Source organism: Streptomyces sp. NPDC031426 (genome assembly GCF_055581585.1).
Window position 1 is genome coordinate 38,278 of the sequence record NZ_JBVIJE010000018.1, and the last position, 21,609, is coordinate 59,886.

A 21,609-nucleotide genomic window follows, 5' to 3' on the forward strand; every position below is an offset into this window, starting at 1 on the left:
CCCACGACCGTTCCGTCCCTGTGAAGGATGCACATGCGTCCGACGTCCCGCCTCGTCGGCCGGGCGGCCGCCGAGGAAGCCGCCGTACGGGGCCGCGGCGTACCCGCGACCTCGCTGCGGGCCGCGCTCGCCCTCGGCCTGCTGATCGGGTTCTATCTGCTGGCCGTGCTCATCCTCGTCGCACTGGCGGTCCTGGACGTCGTCCTGGCCCGGGGCCCGGGCTTCACGGTCATGGCGCTGGAGGGCTACCTGGGCTCACTGGCGATCGCCTGGTGCGTGGTGCGCGTCGTGCTGCTCAGCCGTGACCGCGGGGATCGGCGGGACGGGCCTTCCGGTCTGCCGCTGACGCCGCGGGAGCAGCCGGAGCTGTGGCGGCGCGTGCATGACCTGGCCGAGCGGGTGGGCACTCGGCCGCCCGCGGAGATACGGGTGATCCCGGGAGCCGGTGCCATGGTTCAGGAGGACGCCCGGTGGCTCGGGCTGGTGGCGGGCGAACGCCGGCTCTTCCTCGGCGTGGCGCTGCTGATCGGCCTGCCGGAGGACGAGCTGGACGCCGTACTCGCGCACGAGCTGGGGCACTACGCGCACGACGACACCCGGCTGGGCGGTCTGCTGTGGGCACTGCGCAGCAGGCTGCTGGACACCGTGCGCACGTTGCGGCACCGGGCCGCCGTCGATGAGGCCGGGCAGAAGGCGACGTTCGCGGCACGGGCCGCCCGGCGCCGGGCGGCCGGCGAGCCGCCACCGGTGAAGCGGGACCCCACACGGGGCCCGGACCACTATCTGGCCATCGTCTTCTCCGCGTACGCCAGGCTGTGCCTGCGCCTGACCGAGGCCGTCAGCCGCCGGCAGGAGTACGCGGCCGATCTGGTGGCCGCCCGGATCGCCGGACGGGACACCACGGCCGGCGCACTGCGCCGCATCCCCGTGCTGGAAGCCGCCGACGACCTCTACTTGAACGGTTACGCCCTGCTGGGATGGGAGGCCGGGCTGCTGCCGCCGGAGGGGCAGTTCTACGGTGGGCTCGCCCTCCTCATCGCGGACGGCACACGCCGGGCGGAACTGAAAGCGCTGGCCGAGGGGCCGCTCCCGGAGGAGGTGCCCCAGGAGAGGTCTCCCTACGACACCCACCCGCCCACGGCCGACCGCATCGCGGCACTGGAGGCACTCCCCGACGACGGACGCACCCCGGCGTTCGCACGCCGCCCCGCTTCCGTACTGCTCCGGGCGCCCGACAGCCTCCTCGCCGAGCTGGAGCGGGTCGTACTGAGCCCACAGGCGCTGGCCCGGCGGCGGGTGCCCTGGGCCGAACTGCCCTCGCAGACCCGGCGTGCGGGCTGGGCGCGCGGAGCGGAGCCGTTGCTGGGGGCCATGGCCCAGGTGTCCGGTGCGAGGGGCTTCGCCCCACCCGGAGTGCCACACCTCGCCCACCTCCTGGCCCTGCTCGACCACGGCCTGCTGTTCGACATCGCCGACCGGCTGCCCAAGTCGGAGGAGGCGGGCCGGAGCAGTGGACGTGCGTCGCGCGAGTTCGCCCGGACGGCTTTGCGCTCGGCCCTGCGCCAACTGGCCCTGCTCACCGCGCTGGACGCGGGGCTGTGCCGGTGGGAGCTGTGCTGGGCGGGCCCCCCGGCGCGCCAGGTGGCACCCGATGGGCTCGCCGAGGCACTGGAGGAGGCGCTGGACCACGCGGTCGCCGATCCACCCCGCACAGGACCGCTGCGCGCTCTGCTGTTCGGCGGCGAAGGTTCCCCGTTCGACGGCATGGCACCCCCGCCCACCACGTCGGCCTGGCCCCCGCCCCACGCCCCGTCCTGACAGCCTTCGCTGCCCTGTTCCGACAGCCTCAACGGTCGCCTCTTCCTGCGGCCCCGACCCCGAAAAGACCCGGTATGAACATCCTGATCGACATAGCCGGCGCCGGCGCCCTCGTCTACGCGGCCGTCACCATCCCCCGCAATGCCCGCAAGGCGCGCGCCGCTCGGGCCGAGGCGAAGGCCAAGGCGCCGGTCAACATCGATCCCGCCAAGTACGGGCTGGTGCCCGCCGCGCAGCTCGACACCCGTTCCGCGGGTCCCGATCCGGAGGCGGACGCGGTCGCGGCGGCCGCTCTCGCCGGTGACTGGCGGCAGGCCGCCGTGTACCTGGCCGGGGCGGGCCGCGACTGGGACCTGCGGTGGTACCGGCTGGGCATCCTCGCGCGCGCCGCCGCCGAGGACGACTCCTGGCTCAGGGCGTGGAGGACCGAGTACCCCGACGACCCGTCCGCCGCGCTCGTGCACGCCGACGCGCTCGTCTCCCTCGCGGGCAAGGTCCGCGGTGCGAAGCAGGCGAAGCACACCACGGCCGAGCAGTTCGAGGGCTTCCACCGGCTGCTGGCCGAGGCGCTGCCCGCCTGCCGGGAGGCCGCCCGGATGGCGCCCGAGGACCCGTGCCCCTGGATCGCGCAGATCACCATCGCCCTGGGGCTCGGCTGGCCGCACGACGACTTCCGTGCACTGTGGGCGGAGATCACCGCACGCGATCCGCACCACTTCGGCGCGCATGTCAGCGCCTTGCAGTACTGGTGCGCCAAGTGGCGCGGTTCCCACGAGCTGATGTACGCCTTCGCCGAGCAGGCCGCGGCCTCCGCTCCGCAGGGCAGCCTGTTGCCCGTGATCTACCTGTACGCGCTGATGGAGCACGCGTTCCGGGACCCCAAGGCGCCCGTGTACAACCAGCCGTTCGTGCAGCCGGCCGTGGACGCCACCCTGGACGCCGTGGACCGGACGCCGGCCGGGCACCACCGGCTTCCGCTGGTCCGGCACCTGCTGGCGGACACCCTGTTCCAGACGAAGCGGTACGCGGACGCCGTCGAGCAGTTCCGCGCGGTCGGCGGATACGTCGGCAGCGTGCCGTGGACGTACTCCGGCAACCCGGTCAAGGCCTTCGTCTTCGCCCGTACCAACACCTTCGTCTCCTGGGAGAAGGCGGGCCGCCCCGCCCCCGCGCCACGCAGCCACGTCACCGGGAGCTGACGAACACCGGAGGCGGGCCCGGCAGGCGGCGCGCACCCGGCCCGGTAACGGATTTCGCCGGGTCAGCGGGCGCGGAAGCGCTCCGGTGCCGTGGTGGGGTTGCCGCCCGTGGGGAGTTTCTGCTGGGGGCAACCGGAGAGGACCTTCTTCATGGCGGCTTTCTCGGCGGCGGTGACCCACAGGCCGTACTTCTTCTTCACCGCGACCTGGTCGGCCACATACGTGCAGCGGTACTTCGTGTTGGGCGGCAGCCAGGTGGCCGCGTCGCCGTCACCCTTGCCGCGGTTGGTGCTCGCGTCGACCGCGATGAGGTTGAGGGGGTCGTTGGCCAGCGCTATGCGCTTGCTCGGGTCCCAGTACTTGGCGCCCTTCTGCCAGGCGTCGGAGAGCGGGACGACATGGTCGATGTCGACCTGGCTGCTGCCGCGCCGGTAGGTGATCTCCTTGCCGGAGTAGGGGTCGGGCTCCAGCAGCCCGTAGGAGACCTTGCAGGTGCCGCCGGTGAACTTCACGGCCTTCAGGTCTCGTTTGAGTATGTCGTCCCGGGTGTCGCAGGAGTTGGAGTCGGTGTCCGCCCAGGCGGTGCCGAACCGGGCCCGGGAGTAACCGGTCTTCGGTGCGCGGCCCTTGACGGCCAGTGAGTCGACGGCGGCCAGGACCGCGCCGTTGCCGCCGCCCCGGGACCCGGAGGATCCCGTGCTCTGCCCTGACTTGCAGCCGGTCACGGCGACCAGCACGGCCACGGCGGTGACCGCCCCACCCCTCAGACGCGCCACGATGCGTCCCCCCTCACTCGCCCGGGTCCGCCCGTCGGACAGGGGCGGAATCGTTCCGTCCCTTACGGTAACCGCCGCGCGGCCCACGCCCGATAAGGATTCAAGGGGCACTCCCGGGCAATCCGTCGACGAGTTGGGGCAGAGGGCGCCCGGCAGGGGGAGTACGGCGAGCGAGCGCGTACGCCCGCTCACCTCGTGCCTCCGTGGAGCGTGGCCCGGTGCGGCCCAGCGCCTCCCGCCTACGAGCTCTACGCCGCCTACGACCCCAGGATCGAGGCCAGGAACTCGCCCACCCAGCCCAGCAGTTCGCGGCCGACCAGCGGCTTGCCGCCGACCTTCGCGGTCTTCGGGCGCGGGACCAGCACCTGGTGGACGGCCGGCTTGATGACCGTGCCCGGGTAGAGGCGCTTGACCCGCAGTTCCTGCGACTCGCGCAACTCCACCGGCGCGAAGCGGATGTTGGTGCCCTGGAGCACGATCTCGCCGACGCCGCACGCTCGCGCGAGCATCCTGAGGCCGGCCACCAGCAACAGGTTCTCCACCGGTTCGGGCAGCTTGCCGTAGCGGTCCGTGAGTTCCTCGCGGACGGCCTTGATGTCCTCCTCGCTGTTGGCGGAGGCGATGGCGCGGTAGGCCTGGAGGCGCAGGCGCTCGCCGGGCGCGTAGTCGTGCGGGACGTGCGCGTCGACGGGCAGCTCGATCTTGACCTCGAGCGGCGGCTCCTCCTCGATCTCGCCGGTCTCCAGCTGGCGCCGGTAGTCCGCGACGGCCTCGCCGACCATGCGGACGTACAGGTCGAAGCCGACGCCCGCGATGTGCCCGGACTGCTCGCCGCCGAGCAGGTTGCCCGCGCCACGGATCTCCAGGTCCTTCATCGCCACGTACATGCCCGCGCCCATCTCCGTGTGCTGGGCGATGGTCGCAAGCCGCTCGTGCGCGGTCTCGGTCAGCGGCTTCTCCGGCGGGTACAGGAAGTACGCGTAGCCGCGCTCCCTGCCCCGGCCGACGCGGCCGCGCAGCTGGTGCAGCTGGGACAGGCCGAAGGTGTCGCCGCGCTCCACGATGAGCGTGTTGGCGTTGGAGATGTCGATGCCGGACTCGACGATCGTGGTGGAGACGAGGACGTCGAACTTCTTCTCCCAGAAGTCGACGACGACCTGCTCCAGCGCCGACTCCGACATCTGGCCGTGGGCCGTCGCGATGCGTGCCTCGGGGACGATCTCGCGCAGCCTCGCCGCCGCGCGGTCGATGGACTCGACGCGGTTGTGGATGTAGAAGACCTGGCCCTCGCGCAGCAGTTCACGGCGGATGGCGGCGCCGATCTGCCTCTCCTCGTACGGCCCGACGAAGGTGAGCACCGGGTGCCGCTCCTCCGGGGGCGTGGTGATCGTGGACATCTCGCGGATGCCGGTCACGGCCATTTCGAGGGTCCGGGGGATCGGGGTCGCGGACATCGTCAGCACGTCGACATTCGCGCGGAGCTTCTTCAGCTGCTCCTTGTGCTCGACGCCGAAGCGCTGCTCCTCGTCGACGACGACCAGGCCCAGGTCCTTGAACCTGGTCTCGGCGGAGAACAGCCGGTGGGTGCCGATCACGACGTCCACCGCGCCCTCCTTCAGCCCCTCCAGGACGGCCTTGGCCTCGGTGTCGGTCTGGAAGCGGGACAGCGCCTTCACGCTCACCGGGAACTGCGCGTACCGCTCGGAGAACGTCCCGAAGTGCTGCTGCACCAGCAGGGTCGTCGGTACGAGGACGGCGACCTGCTTTCCGTCCTGTACGGCCTTGAAGGCGGCCCGCACCGCGATCTCGGTCTTGCCGTAGCCGACGTCGCCGCAGATCAGGCGGTCCATGGGGACGGACTTCTCCATGTCCTCCTTGACCTCGGCGATGGTGGTGAGCTGGTCCGGGGTCTCGGCGTAGGGGAAGGCGTCCTCCAGCTCGCGCTGCCAGGGCGTGTCGATGCCGAAGGAGTGGCCGGGGGCGGCCATGCGGGCACTGTAGAGCTTGATCAGGTCGGCGGCGATCTCCTTGACCGCCTTCTTCGCGCGGGCCTTGGTCTTCGTCCAGTCGGCGCCGCCGAGCCGGTGCAGGGTGGGTGCCTCGCCACCGACGTACTTGGTGATCTGTTCCAGCTGGTCGGTCGGGATGTAGAGACGGTCGCCGGGCTGGCCGCGCTTGGCGGGCGCGTACTCCACGACCAGGTACTCGCGGGTGGCGCCCTGCACCGTGCGCTGCACCATCTCGATGTAGCGGCCGACGCCGTGCTGTTCGTGGACGATGTAGTCGCCCGCCTCCAGCGTGAGCGGGTCGATCGTCTTGCGGCGGCGGGCCGGCATCCGGGCGCCCTCGCGGCCGGTCGCGCGCTGGCCGGACAGGTCGGTCTCGGTGAGAACGGCGAGCTTGAGCGCCGGGTCCACGAAGCCGTACTCGATCGAGCCGCAGGAGACGTGCACGACCGACGGGCTCAGCTCGCCGAGGTCAGCGTCCAGGCGGGCGGCGATGCCCTCGCCGCCGAGCACCTCGGCCGTGCGGGCGGCCGGGCCGTGGCCCTCGGTGACGTACACCGCGCGCCAGCCGTCGGCGAGCCAGCCCTTGGTGTCGGCGAGGGCCCGCGCGGTGTCGCCGCGGTAGGTCTCGGGCGCGTGCATGCCGAGCTTGAGCGTGTCCGCGTCCAGTTCCTCGTCGGCGGCGAAGGGGGACACCGACCACCACATCATGTCCAGCTCGCGCGCTCGGTCGCGGACGTCGGCGATGGACCACAGGGACGCGGCGCCGACGTCGATCGGGGCTTCGCCCCCGCCGGCGGTGGCCGCCCAGGAGGCCTGCAGGAACTCCTGGGAGGTGGCGACGAGGTCGGCGGCACGCGTGCGCACCCGCTCCGGGTCGCAGACCACGGCCATCGCGCCCTTGGGGAGGACGTCGAGGAGCAGTTCCATGTCGTCGACCAGGACGGGGGCCAGGGACTCCATGCCCTCGACCGCGATGCCCTCGGCGATCTTGTTCAGGAGTTCGCCCAGCTCCGGGTGCTCCTCGGCGAGCGCACGCGCGCGTGCGCGGACGTCGTCGGTGAGCAGCAGTTCGCGGCACGGCGGGGCCCACAGGCCGTGCTCGGCGACTTCGAGGGAGCGCTGGTCGGCGACCTTGAAGTAGCGGATCTCCTCGACGTCATCGCCCCAGAACTCGACGCGCAGGGGGTGTTCCTCGGTGGGCGGGAAGACGTCCAGGATGCCGCCGCGTACGGCGAACTCGCCACGCTTCTCGACGAGCTCCACGCGCGCGTAGGCGGCGGCCGCGAGGGCTTCCACGACGTCGTTCAGGTCGGCGGTCCGGCCGGTCCTCAGGGACACCGGCTCCAGATCGCCGAGGCCCTTGACCTGCGGCTGCAGCACGGAACGCACGGGCGCGACGACGACGGAGACGGGGCCGGTCTCGGGGTCGTCGGGGCTGGGGTGGGCCAGGCGCCGCAGGACGGCGAGACGGCGGCCGACGGTGTCGCTGCGCGGGCTGAGCCGCTCGTGCGGGAGGGTCTCCCAGGAGGGGTACTCCACGACGCCCTCGGCGGGCAGCAGGGAGCGCAGGGCCGCCGCCAGGTCCTCGGCCTCGCGGCCGGTCGCGGTGACCGCGAGCACCGGACGGCCCGCCTCGCGGGCCAGGGCGGCGACCGTGAAGGGGCGGGCCGCCGGGGGGCCGACGAGGTCGATGTGCATGCGGTTGCCGTCCGCGGCCGCCGTGATCGCTTCCGCGAGGGCGGGGTCCTTGACGACGGCGTCGAGCAGGCCGTGCAGGCTCATGGGGGCTTTTTCCGTCCAGGGGTGGGCAACGCAAGTAGCCCGGTGCGGGTGGCAGCCGGGGGTGTCCAGCGTACGACTCCGTCGGGGGTGGCGTCGGAGCCTGTGGACAACTCCGCGTCCTCGTGCCCGGTACTGCTGTGGGCCATCCAGGGAGCTGCGCCCACCCGGACCCCCGTGGATTCCGGCTCGGTCGGACGCAAAAGGACCCGGTGCCGGAGAGCCCCAGGACTCCCCGGCACCGGGTCTTCCCCCGCAACCCCCGTATGCGGTGGTCGTGACGTCGGCCCAGCGCGCGGCTAGTCCGTCGCGATCGCGTTCAGCACATTCATCCGGCCCGCCCGGAACGCCGGGACCAGCGCGGCGAACAGGCCCACGAAGGCCGAGCCGATGAAGACCGTGATGATCGTCGGCCAGGGGATGTCGAGAACCTTCAGGCCCTGCAGCGCCAGGAGCTTCTGGGCAGTCGCGCCCCAGCCCATGCCCAGGCCGAGGCCGAGCAGGGCGCCGAAGACGGCGATCACCACGGACTCCAGGCGGATCATGCGGCGCAGCTGGCGGCGGGAGAGGCCGATGGCCCGCATGAGGCCGATCTCCCGGGTCCGCTCGACCACCGACAGGGCCAGGGTGTTCACGACACCCAGGACGGCGACGATGATCGCGAGCGCGAGCAGGCCGTAGATCATGTTCAGCAGCTGGCCGATCTGGTCCTTCAGCGCCTTCTTGTAGTCGGTCTGGTCGCGCACGGTCAGCTCCGGATACCTGTGCAGCGCGGTCTTCAGCGCCTTGTAGGCGGCGGCCTGCTGTCCGTCCTTGGCGGAGGCGAAGACCAGCTCGTCCAGCGGCATCCTGTCGGCGGGGATGTACTTGGCCATGGTGGCCAGGGAGGTGTACATCGCGCCCTTGTCGATGACGGTGTCGTCGCTGGTGATCGCGCGCACCGTCAGGTGGGCCGTGGAGCCGTCCCGGAAGGCCACGGAGATCTTGGAGCCCAGGTGGATGCCGTGGTCCTCGGCGAACTTCTGGTGCACCGACATCGAGTCGGGCCGGTAGGCGTCCTTGAGGTCACCGGCGACCGTCTTGGTGCGCAGGTCGGTCGCGTAGGTCGGGTCCGCGCCCGTGATGGCGGTGTCCTTGAGCGTCCTGCCGTCCGGGGTGGTGAAGTCGGCCTGGGTGGGCCGGTACTCGGTGACCCGCGCGAGGCCCGGGGCGGACTTGACGGCCTGAACCTCCTGCGGCTTGATCAGCTGCTGGTTGTCGGGCGAGATGATGAAGTCGGTCCCGACGGTCTTGTCGAGCTGGTCGGTGGCCGAGGCCACCATGGAGGAGCCGACCACCGACAGGCAGGCCACCAGGGCCAGGCCGATCATCAGGGCCGCGCCGGTGGCGCCGGTGCGGCGCGGGTTGCGCAGCGCGTTGCGCTCGGCCATGCGGCCCACCGGGCCGAAGATCCGCAGCATGACCGCGCCGAGGACCCGGACCAGTCCGGCGGCGAGCAGCGGGCCGATGACGACGAAGCCGATCAGCGTGGCGACCACACCCAGGCCCAGCCAGCCCGAGCCTGCCTTGGCCTTGTCGGCGGTCGCGGCGACGTACAGGCTCCAGCCGCCGGCGGCGGTGAGGAGCAGCCCGATCACGGCGCGGACGGTGCCGGCCTTGGCGTCGGCCGGAGCGCCGGCGTCGCGCAGGGCGGCCATCGGGGAGACCTTGCCGGCCCGCCGGGCGGGCAGGTAGGCGGCCAGGACGGTGACCACGACACCGAGGAGCAGGCCGACGGCGGGGGTCGTCCAGGCGACGGTCAGGTCGTCGGTGGACAGATGCATGCCCATCCTGCCCATGAGCTTCATCAGGCCGACCGCGATGCCGACGCCCGCGCCGACGCCGAGCACGGAGCCGATCACGCCGAGCAGCAGCGCCTCGATCAGCACGGACCGGTTGACCTGCTTGCGGGAGGAGCCGATGGCGCGCATCAGGCCGATCTCGCGGGTGCGCTGGGCGACCAGCATGGAGAAGGTGTTGATGATCAGGAAGATGCCGACGAGGAAGGCGATCCCGGCGAAGCCGAGCATCGCGTACTTCATGACGTTCAGGAAGCTCTCGACGCTCTTCTGGTTGGCGTCGGCGACCTCCTTGGCCGTCTGCACCCTGTAGCCGTGGCCGAGGGCGGCCGTGACGTTCTTCTTCAGCTGGTCGTTCGTCACGCCCTGGGCGGCGGTGACGTTGACGTTGGTGTAGACGCCGGTCCTGCCGATCAGGGTCTGCTGGGCGGTCTTGGTGTCCAGGTAGAAGATCGCGGCGCCGGGGTTGGTGACCTTGAAGGCGGCGATGCCGGACACGCGCGCGTGGTGCGTGCCCACGACCGAGATCATGCCGATGTCGTCACCGAGCTTCAGGTGGTGCTTGGCGGCGGTGTCCTCGTCGACCATGACCTGGTCCGGGCCCTGGGGCGCCGCACCGGAGGTGATCTTCATGGTGCGGGCGTCGTTGCCGTTCCAGCTGCCGACGATGGTCGGGGCGCCGCTGCTGGGCGAGAGCTTGTCCTTCTTGGCGTCGACGACGGTGACCGAGGTGGAGAACACCGTGCCCTCGGCCTTCCGCACGCCCCGGGCGCCGCGGACCTCGCCGACCACGGAGGCCGGCATGACCGGCGGCTTGCCGGTGCGGGAGGTGGTCTGCCCGGTGTCGGAGGAGCCCTTCGCGCTGACCGTCACGTCCGAGGCCGTGGCCTGGAACAGCTTGTCGAAGGTGGTGTTCATCGTGTCGGTGAAGACAAGGGTGCCGCTGACGAAGGCCACCGACAGCAGGACCGCGATCGCGGAGAGCGCCATCCGGCCCTTGTGCGCGAAGAAGTTGCGCAGCGAGGTCTTCATGACGGTCATGACGTGCGCCCCCGGGCGTCGAAGTCCTTCATGCGGTCCAGGACCTGATCGGCCGTCGGCTGGTGCATCTCGTCAACGATCCGGCCGTCGGCGAGGTAGAGCACGCGGTCGGCGTAGGAGGCGGCGACGGGGTCGTGGGTGACCATCACGATGGTCTGGCCGAGTTCGTCCACCGAGCGGCGCAGGAAGCCGAGGACCTCGGCGCCGGCGCGCGAGTCGAGGTTTCCGGTCGGCTCGTCCCCGAAGATGATCTCCGGGCGGGCGGCGAGGGCGCGGGCCACGGCGACGCGCTGCTGCTGGCCGCCGGAGAGCTGGGCCGGCCGGTGCTTGAGCCGGCCGGCGAGCCCGACGGTCTCCACGACGCGGTCCAGCCAGGCCTTGTCCGGCTTGCGCCCGGCGATGTCCATGGGCAGCGTGATGTTCTCGATGGCGTTCAGCGTCGGCAGCAGGTTGAAGGCCTGGAAGATGAACCCGATCCGGTCCCGGCGCAGTTGAGTGAGCTTCTTGTCCTTCAGCCCGGTGATCTCGGTCTCGTCCAGGTAGATCTTGCCGCTGGTGACGGTGTCGAGCCCGGCGAGGCAGTGCATGAGCGTGGACTTGCCGGACCCCGAGGGGCCCATGATGGCGGTGAACTGGCCCCGCGCGATGTCCACGTCCACGTGGTCGAGGGCGACGACACGGGTCTCGCCGGACCCGTACGCCTTGACGACCTGCCGCGCCCGCGCGGCAACGGCCGTAGGCCCTCCAGTGCCCCCGTGCCTGGGAATGGTCACAGCCGATGTCACGGTATGTCTCCTATATCGGTTGGCAAATCGGTGAGTTGTGCCCCGGCGTGCTCCGGCTTGCCAGGGCGTCGTCTTGAGTACGTCGTCGAGTCTCGCGGCCGGCGGGCTGTGGCGCGCTGGTGCGAAGCCCCCTCTTTCCCGGGGGAAAACCCCACCCCGCCGGTGCGGTCGGCCGCCCCCCAGCGGCGTAAAGCCAGGTTAAGGACCGGGCCCCGCCCCTCTCGTCCTCCGCCGGAACGAACCCTCCCCGAGACGTAGTACGGAGGTACCCCTAGGGGTGGTCCACCCCCGGGCGGAGATCCCCTCGGGGTCGTCTCCACCCTTCGGTGCGGAGAGCCTCCACCCTGCCGTTGCGTCAGGGTCAAGTTCCGGCTGCCGTGGGAAGCTGTCGTACCGGACATAGGTGCAAGGGGCACGGGAGGGGATCCGATGGGGGGCACGACACCCGCGATACGCGGCGGCAAGGTCCACAGGCAGGACACCCGGCGCCGGGGCGCCGTCGTCGCCGCGCTGATGCTGGCGATGGCGCTGGCCGCGCTGGACGCCACCATCGTCTCCACGGCCGTACCGCAGATCGTCGGCGACCTCGGCGGGTTCTCCGTCTTCTCCTGGCTCTTCTCCGGCTATCTGCTCGCCGTGACCGTCACGCTCCCCGTCTACGGCAAGCTGTCCGACACCTTCGGCCGCAAGCCGGTGCTGATGACGGGCGCGGTCGTGTTCCTGCTGGGCTCGCTGCTGTGCGCGGGCGCCTGGAACATGGCGGCGCTGATCGCGTTCCGGATCGTGCAGGGGCTCGGCGGCGGGGCGTTGCAGGGCACCGTGCAGACCCTCGCGGCCGATCTGTATCCGCTGGCCGAGCGCCCGAGGATCCAGTCCAGGCTGTCCACGGTGTGGGCGGTGTCGGCGGTGGCCGGGCCGGGGCTCGGCGGGGTGCTCGCCGCGTACGCGGACTGGCGCTGGATCTTCCTGATCAACCTGCCGATCGGCGCCGCCGCGCTGTGGCTGATCGTCCGTCATCTGCACGAGCCCGAGCGGGAGAATCCGGAAAACGGCACCCACGCGCGCGTGGACTGGGCCGGCGCGCTCGCGGTGTTCGCGTGCGGCGGGGTACTGCTGACCGCGCTGGTGCAGGGCGGGGTCGCCTGGCCGTGGCTGTCGGCGCCCTCGCTCACGCTGTTCGGCACCGGTCTGGCGCTGGCCGGTGTGGTGGTCGTGGTGGAACGGCGGGCCGCGCAGCCGATCATCCCCGGGTGGGTCTGGCGGCGCCGGACCATCGCGGCCGTGAATCTGGCGCTCGGCGCGCTGGGCCTGCTGATGGTGGCGCCGAGCGTGTTCCTGCCGACGTACGCGCAGTCGGTGCTCGGACTCGCGCCGGTGGCCGCCGGTTTCGTGCTGTCGGTGTGGACGCTCAGCTGGCCGGTGTCGGCGGCGCTCAGCCAGCACGTCTACCGCCGCATCGGCTTCCGGGACACCGCGCTGCTCGGCATCGGTGTGGCCGCGCTGGTCCTGTGCGCGTTCCCGTTCCTGCCCTACCCCGGCTCGTGGTGGCAGCCGACGCTGCTGATGCTCCTGCTGGGCGCGGCGCTCGGGCTGTTCCAGCTGCCGCTGATCGTCGGGGTGCAGTCGACGGTGGGCTGGTCGGAGCGGGGCACCACGACCGCGTCCGTGCTGTTCTGCCGGCAGACCGGACAGACCCTGGGCGCCTCGCTGTTCGGCGCCGTCGCCAACGGGGTGCTGGCCGCGCGGCTGGGCGGGGCCGGCGACCTGGACTCCGTCACGCGCGCGTTGGACGCCGGTACGGCCCCCGAGGCGACCCGGCGCGCGATCGCCGACGCGGTGCACGCGGTGTACCTCGGCGCGGCGGCCGCGGCGGCCCTGGCTTTCCTGGTGCTGCTGCTGGTGGCGCCGCGGCGGTTCCCGGTGCGCGAGGAGTGACCCCGCCCGTCGGCGTGTGCCGCGAGAGCGCAGGTTAACGCCGGTAACACGCCCTCTCGGCGCGGGTTTTCCGTAGTAAGCGCATACCGACTGGCCAGTTTGGTGAAAACGTCGCACGGCCCGGAAGGCGCGAGTAGCGTGCGTGGCTCCACGCCCCCCACCTCCCTGCGGTCCGCCGCCACGGACCCGAGCCACGCAAGGAGCCCCGGGATGTCCTACGACCCGCCGCGCCCGTCGTACACCCCGTCCCATCCGCCCTACGAGCCGCCCCGCCCGCCGTACCGACCGCCCCACCCCGCCCACGGCGCACCGTCCCCCTACGACCCACCCCCCTCCGCCTCCCTCACCTACCCCTGGCAATCCCCACCCCCGCAGCCGGTTCGCCCGGACCGCCGGCCGCCCCGTGAACCCCTCGGTCACCACAGCGACCTGCGGGTGCTGCGGAGCGCCTACCGCTGGCAGCGGCGTACGGCCACGCTCACCGCGCTGGGCTACTTCACGCTGTTCCTGGTGCTGTCCGCGACCGCGCCCGGCGTGATGACGCGCACGGTCGCCGACGGCATCCCCGCCGGCCTGCTGCTCGCCGTGATCCAGATCCCGGTCACCTGGCTCGCGATCGCCCTCTACGAGCACACCGCGCGCCGGCACGTCGATCCGCTCGCGGACCGCATCCGCAAGCAGGCCGAACTGAACGCCCGCCGAGGAGCGGTCCGATGAGCGGCGCCGGCACTCCGGCCGTGGGAGGCTTCGCCGGTTTCAGCGGCACGGCCCAGTCCATGTCCCTGGTCGCCTTCTCCACCGTCGCCACGGTGACCCTGCTGCTGTGCGTGATGACCGGCCCCGACCGCGACGACCTCGACGAGTTCTACACCGGCTACGGCTCCCTGTCCCCGCTGCGCAACGGCCTCGCCATCGCGGGGGACTACATCTCCGCGGCCACCGTCCTCGGCACCGGCGGAGTGATCGCCCTGTGCGGCTACGACGGAGTCGTCCTCGCCCTGAGCACCGCGCTGTCGCTGATGCTGCTGATGTTCCTGCTGGCCGAACCCCTGCGCAACGCGGGCCGGTTCACCATGGGCGACGCACTCGCCCGCCGGCTGCCGGGACGCTGCGTGCGCATCACGGCCTGCGCGGTGACGATCGCCGCGCTGCTGCCGCTGATGCTGGTCCAACTCGCCGGAACCGGGCAGCTGATGGCGTTCATCCTGGGCTTCACCGACGAGTCGCTGAAGACCGCGTGCGTCGTCGGGCTGGGCGCCCTGATGATCGCCTATGCGGCGATCGGCGGCATGAAGGGCACCGCCCTCATCCAGATCCTGAAGATCGTGATGCTGGTCGGGTCGGGCGCCGTGGTCGCCGTACTGATCCTGCGCCGCTTCGACTGGGATCCGGGCGCGCTGTTCACCGCGGCCTCGCGGCAGAGCGGCGCCGGGCCTGCCTTCCTGCGCTCCGGGCTGGAGTTCGGCACGTCGGGCAGGTCCCGCCTCGACATGATCGCCTCGGAGCTGACGGTGGTGCTCGGCGGCGCCTGTCTGCCGCACATCACCATGCGCATGTACACCGCCTCCAGCGCCCGCCAGGTGCGCCGCTCGATGTCCTGGGCGGTGTCGATCGTCGCGTTGTTCGTGCTGGTCATCACCGTGGTCGGGTTCGGCGCCACGGCGCTGGTCGGCCGTGCCGTGATCGCCGGGGCCGATCCGCAGGGCAACACCGCGTACCTGCTGGGTTCGCGGGCGGCCTTCGGCGCGGACGTGTCCACGGCGGAGACCTTCCTGTTCACCATGGTGACGACGGCGATCTTCCTGACCCTGCTCGCCTCGGTCGCCGGGATGATCCTCGCCTGCGCCAACTCCCTCGCCCACGACGTGTTCGCGGCCCGCGTGCAGGAGATGCCGGCCCCGCGCGAGATGGCCCTCGCCCGCGTCTCGGCGCTCGCCATAGGCGTGCCGACGATCCTGCTCGCCACCATGGTGCAGCACCACAGCCTGCAGCCCCTGGTGACGCTCTCCTTCTGCCTGGGCGCCTCGGCCATAGCGCCGGCCCTGGTGTACGGGCTGTTCTGGCGCCGCTACACGCGCAGCGGGCTGCTGGCGACGCTGATCGGGGGCACGCTGACCGTGCTGCTGCTCATGCCGGGCACCAACCTGGTCTCCGGCTCACCGGTCTCGGCGTTCCCGCACGCCGACTTCAACTGGTTCCCGTTCACCACGACCGGCATCGTCTCCATCCCGGCCGGCTTCCTCTTCGGCTGGCTCGGCACGATCGCCTCGGGCCGCACCAAGGCGGAGCAGCAGCGGCACCAGTACGAGGCGGTGGAGGGGTGGATCCTGGCGGGGGCCGTCCGGGAGGGGGGTGAGCCGACCGGAGCGGGGCTCGGGAGCCGGCGGCCGTGAGGGACGCTATTCCAGGGCCGCTTTGCCGGTCAGTGAGATCAGGCTGCTGCGGACCTGGTCCATGTGGGCCCGCACGTGGTCCCAGGTCTCGCCGTGCTCGCGCAGCACCTGCTCCGTCTCCCGGGCGATGTGTTCCTCGCGCACGCGCGCGTCGGCGAGGATCTCGACGGCACGCGCGCGTGCCTCCTCCTGGCTGCGGCGCGCGTACTCCTCGGCCTCCCCGAGGGCGCGCTCGGCGTCGGACAGCGCGGTCTCGGCCCGGCTCACCCGCTCGGCGTGCCGGGCGTCCAGCTCGGCGGTCCGCTCGACCTCCTCGCGCTCGGCCTCGGCCCACCGCTCGGCGTGCTCCCGGGACTGCTCGGCGAGCATGCCGGTGGTGCGCTGCCGTACCTCGCGCAACGCGGCGAGCGCCTCCGAGCGCCCTTCCTTCACCTCGCGCCGGGCGCCGACGCGGATGTCGTCGGCCTCGGCGCGCGCGGCGAGGAGCCGCTGGCGGGCGCGTTCGTCGGCCTCCGCGCGGAGCGCGTCCGCCGCTTCCTGCGCCGTGCGGCGTACGCTCTCCGCGCGCGCTTCGGCCTGCGCGAGGTGCTGTTCCGCTTCACACCGCGCGCGCTCGCGCAGGTCCGCCGCCATCTCCAGCACGAGCTGGTACACCCGCCGCGCGCCCTCCCCGAGCGACTCGTACGTCTGCGGTGCGAGCCGGGCGACGACCTCGCGCATCCGCGCGGCCTCCGCCTCCATGTCCTTGGCGAGCACGGTCAGCCGCGCGGCCCGTTCCCACGCGGCGTCACGGTCCTGCGACAGCTCCTCCATCCAGGCGTCGACCTGCTCGGGGCGGTAGCCGCGCCCCCGGACGGTCACGAAGCCCTGCGGCGACACCGATGCGCTGCTCACCCTGGGAACCCCTCTCCACCGGACGTACACGACAGGATGATTTCGTGCATATCTTGATGGATTGGGTGTAAGTGTTCATAACGCGACACTCCGCAGTCACAGCACGCTCGAAACCCCGCACTTCGCGATCGGTGTGGCGGGTGGGACCGGCTACAGCACGTCCTCCTCAAGGGTGACGATCACACTGCGAACGGGCGCCAGTTCCGCCAGACGCGCCGCGTCCGCCGCCGTCGCGCGCCCCTCGGGCGAGGCGAACGCCGCGCGCAGCCCGTCCAGCGAGTCCCACTCCAGCGACGCGACCAGGTAGTACGGCACACCCCCGCGCACCGGCGCCGTCTCCCGGCCGAGCGTGTAGCGGCGCAGCCCGGGCAGCCGTCGGCCGAGCGGGATGTGCACCTCGCGGTAGTGCCGGTCGAATGCCTCGGGGTCGGCAGGAGTCTCGTACAGGGCGAGGAAACGGACCGTCATCGGGCGGCCCTCCCATGGCGCGTGAGAACGGCGGCGCCCACCCGTTCGGCCGACAGGCACTCCAGATCGGCCGGCTCGCTCCCGGCCGGAAACAGCCGCCGGCCCTGCCCCAGCACGACCGGGAAGGTCAGCAGCCGGTACTCGTCGACCAGGTCCTGCTCCCGCAACGCGGCCACGACGGCGAGGCTGCCGCTGACGACCACGTCCCGCCGCTCGGCGCGCACGGCATCCGCCAACTCACCCTTCAGCAGATGGGAGTTGTCCCATGCGGACACGTCCGGGTTGCCGCGGGAGGCCACCAGTTTCGGTACGGCGTTCATCCGGGCGGCGAAAGGGTCGTCGCGGCCCGGCCACAGCCGCGCGAACAGCTCCCAGGTGGTACGGCCCAGCAGCAGGACCCCTTCGTCCAGCACGCGGCCGAGCCGGAACTTGTCCCCGGCGACCCCCTCCGGGCCGTGCCGGAAGATCCAGCCGCCGTACGGCGTGCCCGCGGAGCCGTCCGGGTCGGACACGATCCCGTCCAGGCTGATGAACTCGATGACGACGACACTCATGACGACGGTCCCTTCGCTCGGTTGCTCACCGGTACCTACCGGCGGAACCGGCCGGACTCATCGCCCGCACCCGGAAATTCGCGTCGAGTTGCCGTCGGAGGGCCTGTCAGCTCACTCGGCGGCGGGCGCCGGGGGCGCGAACGCGGCCAGGACGCGCGGATCGGCGAACACCACGTTCCGGGCGACCCGGCCGCCGGTGACCGTCAGCACCTGCACGGTGTGCAGCGCATGGCCACCGCCGGGCTCCGGCGCGTACGCCGCGAGCGCCGGCTGCCCGTTGGCCGCCACCCGCTCCACCCGCCAGCCCGTACCGCGCAGCGCGAACACCCGCTCCATGAACAGGCCGTAGTCCCGCCTGCCCCGGTACCACAGCGGCACCGGCGGCATCTCCAGGACGGCGTCCTCGGTGAGCAGCCGCACCAGCGCCGGCACATCGGCCGCCTCGAAGGCACGCATGTAGCGCAGCACCACCGCCCGCACCTCGGGATCCGCCGGTTCGCCGACCGCGTCGATCGCGACGTACCCGCCCCCGCGCGCGAGGGCGGCGCGCGCCCGCTGCAACGCGCTGTTGACCGCCGCCACCGACGTCTCCAGCTGCTCGGCGACCTCGGCGGCGGAGAACTCCAGCACCTCGCGCAGCACCAGCACGGCCCGCTGCCGCGCCGGCAGCAGCTGCAGCGCCGCCACCAGCGCCAGCCGCAGGTCCGCACGCGCCTCCACGTCGAACCGCGCCTCGGGGAACGGCTCCAGCCACGGCACCTCGGGCGCGGGCGTCAGCGGCGCGCCGGGATCGCCGGAGGGCGCTCCCAGCCCGGACGGCAGGGGACGGCGCGAACGGCTCTCCAGAGCGCTCAGACAGGCGTTGGTCGCGATGCGGTACAGCCACGTCCGCACGGACGCGCGCGTGGCGTCGTAGCGGTCCCGTGCCTTCCAGGCCCGCAGCATCGTCTCCTGCGTCAGATCCTCGGCCTCGTGGAACGAGCCCAGCATGCGGTAGCAGTACGCCACCAGCTCGCCCCGGTACGGCTCGAAGTCCACCGGTCCATCGTGCCCTTCACGCGCGCGTGAAGGGCACGATCCGCTCACACCGGGCCGGCGTCGCCTACAGAAGCCCGTCCCACATCTGCTCCAGCAGCACCGACCACCAGCTCTCCGGCGAACCGAGCGCCGCCGGGTCCAGGGCGGCCAGCTGCGCCTGGAAATCGACGGTCCAGCGGCCCGCCTGCTCCTGATTCAGCCCGTACCGCAGGCGCCACATCCGGCCCAGCAGCGCCAGACAGCGCGCGAACTCCGGCAGCCCGGTGTTCACGAACTGCGGCGGCACCGGAGCCCCGCCCGGCCCCGCCTCCACCGGCACGGCCACGATGTTCGCCGTGCCGTACTGCACACAGATCGCCTTGCCGAAGTCGGTGCCCATGACGAGGTACGCGCCCGCGTCCGAGGCCGGCTGCACCCCGCGCTCGGCCGCCAGCTCCGCCAGCGTCGGCACCGGCCGGCCCGGCTGGGCCTGCGCCCAGAAGAACGGGCCCATGTCCACCGGCAGACCGGCCACGACCAGCGTGTGCGCCACGATCGGCGGCACCCCCTGCCGCGACACCGCCTGCTGCTCGAACCGGAAGACCCCCGGCCCGAACGCCGCCGCCAGCTCCTGCGCGATGCCCTCCGGCGGGACGGCCGGCGCGGCCTGCACCGGCGGCAGCGGCGCCCGCACCGGCGCGGGCCGCGCCGGCCCGTCCGCCACCTGGTGCAACTCGCCCTGGTGCGCCAGCAGTTGTCGCATGCCCTGCTGCCGGCTCGCATGGTCCGTGCCGTACGGCGCGATGCTCGTGATCCGCGCCTGCGGCCACTGCTCCCGGATCATCCGCGCGCAGTATGCACCCGGCAGCTCGCACGACTCCAGCTCCGTGTGCAGCTCCAGCACCTGGTCCGGCGGCACGTTCATCGCCCGCAGCTCGTGGAAGATCTGCCACTCCGGGTGCGGCGTACCCGGCGCCGAACGCCGGATCAGCTGCTGCTCCGAACCGTCCTGCGCGCGATAACGCAGCACGGCCTGATAGCCGGGACCCACCGTCGGCTGCCCCTGCTGCGGATACCCGTACGCCGGCGGCTGCCCGGGCGCGCCCGGCGGCGGCATCGCACCCGGCGGCATCGGCTGCGGGGCACCCGGCACGCCCGGCGGCATACCCGGGGCGCCCGGCGCACCGAGTGCGCCGGGGGCGGGCGGCGGCGGGGGTGCCCCCGGGCCGGTCACCGGGGGTGCTGCCAGCACGGTCTCCGCGTGGTGCACGGCCCCGCGCCCGCCACCCGGCACACCGGGCGCACCGGGCGCACCGGGCGCACCAGGACCGGCAGCGGCGCCCGGAGGCTGCGGGGCGCCGGGGAAGCCGGGAGCCGCGGGGGCGCCCGGAGGCAGCGGCGCGCCAGGCACCGGAGGCACACCCGGGGCGCCCGGAACCGGGGGAGCGCCGGGCGGATTCGGCATGCCGGGGGCGCCCGGAGGCTGCGGGGCGCCGGCGCCCATCTGGCTGGGGTCGGCCAGCACCGTGGCCGCGTGGTGCACATTGCCCGAAGGCGCGGCAGGCGGATTGGGGGCGCCCGGCGCATTCGGCGCGCCCGGCGCCTGCGCGCCATCCGCACCACCGGGACCCTCGGGCCCCTCCGGCCCGAGCGCCGACACCAGCTGTGTCGGCACATACCCACCGGCAGGCGCACCCGGCGCGGGAGGCGTCGCCGCGCTCCCCGGGCGCGCGCCCGGCGCACCAGGGGCACCCGGCGGCGGAGGCGGCGCACCCACACCACCGCGCGCCTTCTTCGGCGGCGGCGCGGCCTTGCTCGTCGCGGCATCCGCGATGTCCCCGGCATTCGGCGCGAGCCGCCGCGCCGCGGCACCCGTGTCGGCCGGAGGCTGCGGCACACCCGGCGCGGGCGCCTGCGGATAGCCGTAACCCGGAGCACCCTGCGGAGCGCCGGGACCCTGCGGATAACCGTAGGTCGGCGCGCCCGGGGGCGGCGGCGGGGGCGTGCTGCCCTGCGGAACACCCGGCGCACCCGGAGCCGGCGGGTACGCGGACACGCCCGGCGGAGGCGTACCGGGGGCCGCCGGCGGCTGCGGCTGGCCGTACGGCGGCATACCGGGCGGCGGAGGGGGCGTGCTGCCCTGCGGAACACCCGGCGCACCAGGAGCGGCGGGTGCCCCGGGCACGCCGGGCGCGCCCGGCGCGTATGCAGTGCCAGGCGTCACCGGCGCACTCCCAGGGGCGGATGGGACACCCGGCGCGCCCTGCGGGAAGCCCTGCGCGCCCGGCGTGTTCGGAGTATCGAGCGCCGGCGCGACCGCCGTCGGCGGCAGCTGGCTGCCCCCCGACATCAACGCCGTCTTCGCATCGGGCACGCTCACCGGCGGCCGCGGAGCCTCGTCCTCGGGATCGCTCAACGGCGGCGCGAACACCGTCGCGGGCAACGGCACCGAACGGTCGTCCTCACCGGAGTCCGCGTTCGTGTCCGTACCGGCCCAGGGCGTGGCCCCCACTGGCACCTCCGCGGAAGGCGCACCCACAGGAGCAGCCGCCCCGGACGCGCCCGCCGGCACCCCGGCCCGCGTCTCCGCCGGCCCCGCCCCACCGGACGAAGCCCCACCACCGGCACCGGCACCGGCACCGGCACCACCGCTCGCGTCGGCACCAGAAGACCCGGCACCCGCACCCGAACCGTCCTCGCCGCCCGGCCGCCGGTCCCCGATGCCCAGCTTGTCCGCCGCCTCCTGCAACCACTCCGGAGGAGTCAGCAGGAACGACGTCTGATTCAGATCCATCCGGGCGGCAGCCGGCGCCGGAACCGCGTCCTGCGGCCCCTCCGCACGGCCGTACTCCTCCTCGTACCGGCGGATCACCTCACCCACCGGCAGCCCCGGCCACAGCGTCGCCTCCCCGCTGTCCCGGGCGATCACCAGCCGCTGCGCACCCGCGTCCGAACGCGGACCCTCCGCCCGGTCCTCGCCCCACACGACGAAACCCAGCTCGAACTCCCGCACCCGCACCTCACGATGCTGGTACGCGGGCACGTCACCGTTGATCCACTCCTCGGCGCGCTCCTGCGCCTGCGCGTAGGTCACCATCGCCTG

General features: G+C 72.8%; 14 protein-coding genes. 5 read left to right on the forward strand and 9 right to left on the reverse strand.

What is annotated here, in order from left to right; translation table 11 throughout:
- Positions 1–33 precede the first annotated feature (33 nt).
- A complete protein-coding gene (locus ACZ5NH_RS30735) occupies positions 34–1,818 on the forward strand; it encodes a M48 family metallopeptidase (RefSeq protein ID WP_468779807.1) in 1,785 nt (594 codons plus the stop codon).
- A gap of 74 nt (positions 1,819–1,892) precedes the next feature.
- Positions 1,893–3,017 carry a hypothetical protein gene (locus tag ACZ5NH_RS30740; protein ID WP_468779809.1) on the forward strand — a complete coding sequence of 375 codons (1,125 nt, stop codon included), beginning with the start codon at positions 1,893–1,895 and terminating at the stop codon, positions 3,015–3,017.
- 62 nt (positions 3,018–3,079) lie between these two features.
- Here ACZ5NH_RS30740 and ACZ5NH_RS30745 read toward each other — a convergent pair whose 3' ends face one another.
- The 4 genes from ACZ5NH_RS30745 to ACZ5NH_RS30760 form a co-directional block, all read right to left on the reverse strand.
- Entirely contained in the window at positions 3,080–3,793 is a 714-nt protein-coding gene (locus ACZ5NH_RS30745; RefSeq protein WP_468779811.1) for an HNH endonuclease family protein, read from the reverse strand.
- 257 nt (positions 3,794–4,050) lie between these two features.
- Positions 4,051–7,584 (reverse strand): transcription-repair coupling factor, encoded by a 3,534-nt coding sequence (gene mfd, locus ACZ5NH_RS30750; RefSeq protein WP_468779813.1) that lies wholly within the window; start codon positions 7,582–7,584, stop codon positions 4,051–4,053.
- A 296-nt stretch (positions 7,585–7,880) separates the two neighbouring features.
- Complete coding sequence (locus ACZ5NH_RS30755) at positions 7,881–10,460, reverse strand: ABC transporter permease (protein ID WP_468779815.1); 2,580 nt, start codon at positions 10,458–10,460, stop codon at positions 7,881–7,883.
- On the reverse strand, positions 10,457–11,245 hold the full coding sequence (locus tag ACZ5NH_RS30760; protein WP_468779817.1) for an ABC transporter ATP-binding protein: 789 nt from the start codon (positions 11,243–11,245) through the stop codon (positions 10,457–10,459). Before ACZ5NH_RS30760 ends, ACZ5NH_RS30755 begins: the two co-directional genes overlap by 4 nt.
- Before the next feature lie 429 nt (positions 11,246–11,674).
- On the opposite strand from ACZ5NH_RS30760, the gene ACZ5NH_RS30765 reads away from it, so the two are divergent.
- The 3 genes from ACZ5NH_RS30765 (at position 11,675) to ACZ5NH_RS30775 (ending at position 15,573) form a co-directional block, all read left to right on the forward strand.
- Positions 11,675–13,180 (forward strand): MFS transporter, encoded by a 1,506-nt coding sequence (locus ACZ5NH_RS30765; protein ID WP_468779819.1) that lies wholly within the window; start codon positions 11,675–11,677, stop codon positions 13,178–13,180.
- A gap of 210 nt (positions 13,181–13,390) precedes the next feature.
- Positions 13,391–13,897 carry a DUF485 domain-containing protein gene (locus ACZ5NH_RS30770; RefSeq protein ID WP_468779821.1) on the forward strand — a complete coding sequence of 169 codons (507 nt, stop codon included), beginning with the start codon at positions 13,391–13,393 and terminating at the stop codon, positions 13,895–13,897.
- Complete coding sequence (locus ACZ5NH_RS30775) at positions 13,894–15,573, forward strand: sodium/solute symporter (protein ID WP_468779823.1); 1,680 nt, start codon at positions 13,894–13,896, stop codon at positions 15,571–15,573. The genes ACZ5NH_RS30770 and ACZ5NH_RS30775 overlap by 4 nt, the downstream gene beginning before the upstream one ends.
- Before the next feature lie 6 nt (positions 15,574–15,579).
- On the opposite strand, the gene ACZ5NH_RS30780 is transcribed toward ACZ5NH_RS30775, so the two are convergent.
- From ACZ5NH_RS30780 to ACZ5NH_RS30800, 5 genes are all read right to left on the reverse strand, one after another.
- Entirely contained in the window at positions 15,580–16,467 is an 888-nt protein-coding gene (locus tag ACZ5NH_RS30780; RefSeq protein ID WP_388632050.1) for a DivIVA domain-containing protein, read from the reverse strand.
- Between the two features lie 150 nt (positions 16,468–16,617).
- Positions 16,618–16,935: an EthD family reductase gene (locus ACZ5NH_RS30785; RefSeq protein WP_388632052.1), complete on the reverse strand. Its 318-nt coding sequence runs from the start codon at positions 16,933–16,935 to the stop codon at positions 16,618–16,620.
- Entirely contained in the window at positions 16,932–17,489 is a 558-nt protein-coding gene (locus ACZ5NH_RS30790; protein WP_468779826.1) for a dihydrofolate reductase family protein, read from the reverse strand. The genes ACZ5NH_RS30785 and ACZ5NH_RS30790 overlap by 4 nt, the downstream gene beginning before the upstream one ends.
- A 111-nt stretch (positions 17,490–17,600) precedes the next feature.
- Positions 17,601–18,527, reverse strand: a complete 927-nt coding sequence (locus ACZ5NH_RS30795) for an RNA polymerase subunit sigma-70 (protein ID WP_468779827.1) — start codon at positions 18,525–18,527, stop codon at positions 17,601–17,603.
- A gap of 64 nt (positions 18,528–18,591) precedes the next feature.
- Positions 18,592–21,603, reverse strand: a complete 3,012-nt coding sequence (locus ACZ5NH_RS30800) for an SUKH-4 family immunity protein (RefSeq protein WP_468779829.1) — start codon at positions 21,601–21,603, stop codon at positions 18,592–18,594.
- Positions 21,604–21,609 lie beyond the last annotated feature (6 nt).

Excerpts from the sequence above, each read along its gene's own strand:
- ACZ5NH_RS30740 (WP_468779809.1), top strand. The coding sequence starts at position 1,893 with ATGAACATCCTGATCGACATAGCCGGCGCCGGCGCCCTCGTCTACGCG.
- ACZ5NH_RS30755 (WP_468779815.1), bottom strand. The coding sequence starts at position 10,460 with ATGACCGTCATGAAGACCTCGCTGCGCAACTTCTTCGCGCACAAGGGC.
- mfd (WP_468779813.1), bottom strand. The coding sequence starts at position 7,584 with ATGAGCCTGCACGGCCTGCTCGACGCCGTCGTCAAGGACCCCGCCCTC.
- ACZ5NH_RS30775 (WP_468779823.1), top strand. The coding sequence starts at position 13,894 with ATGAGCGGCGCCGGCACTCCGGCCGTGGGAGGCTTCGCCGGTTTCAGC.
- ACZ5NH_RS30790 (WP_468779826.1), bottom strand. The coding sequence starts at position 17,489 with ATGAGTGTCGTCGTCATCGAGTTCATCAGCCTGGACGGGATCGTGTCC.
- ACZ5NH_RS30765 (WP_468779819.1), top strand. The coding sequence starts at position 11,675 with ATGGGGGGCACGACACCCGCGATACGCGGCGGCAAGGTCCACAGGCAG.
- ACZ5NH_RS30800 (WP_468779829.1), bottom strand. The coding sequence starts at position 21,603 with ATGGTGACCTACGCGCAGGCGCAGGAGCGCGCCGAGGAGTGGATCAAC.
- ACZ5NH_RS30735 (WP_468779807.1), top strand. The coding sequence starts at position 34 with ATGCGTCCGACGTCCCGCCTCGTCGGCCGGGCGGCCGCCGAGGAAGCC.
- ACZ5NH_RS30785 (WP_388632052.1), bottom strand. The coding sequence starts at position 16,935 with ATGACGGTCCGTTTCCTCGCCCTGTACGAGACTCCTGCCGACCCCGAG.
- ACZ5NH_RS30770 (WP_468779821.1), top strand. The coding sequence starts at position 13,391 with ATGTCCTACGACCCGCCGCGCCCGTCGTACACCCCGTCCCATCCGCCC.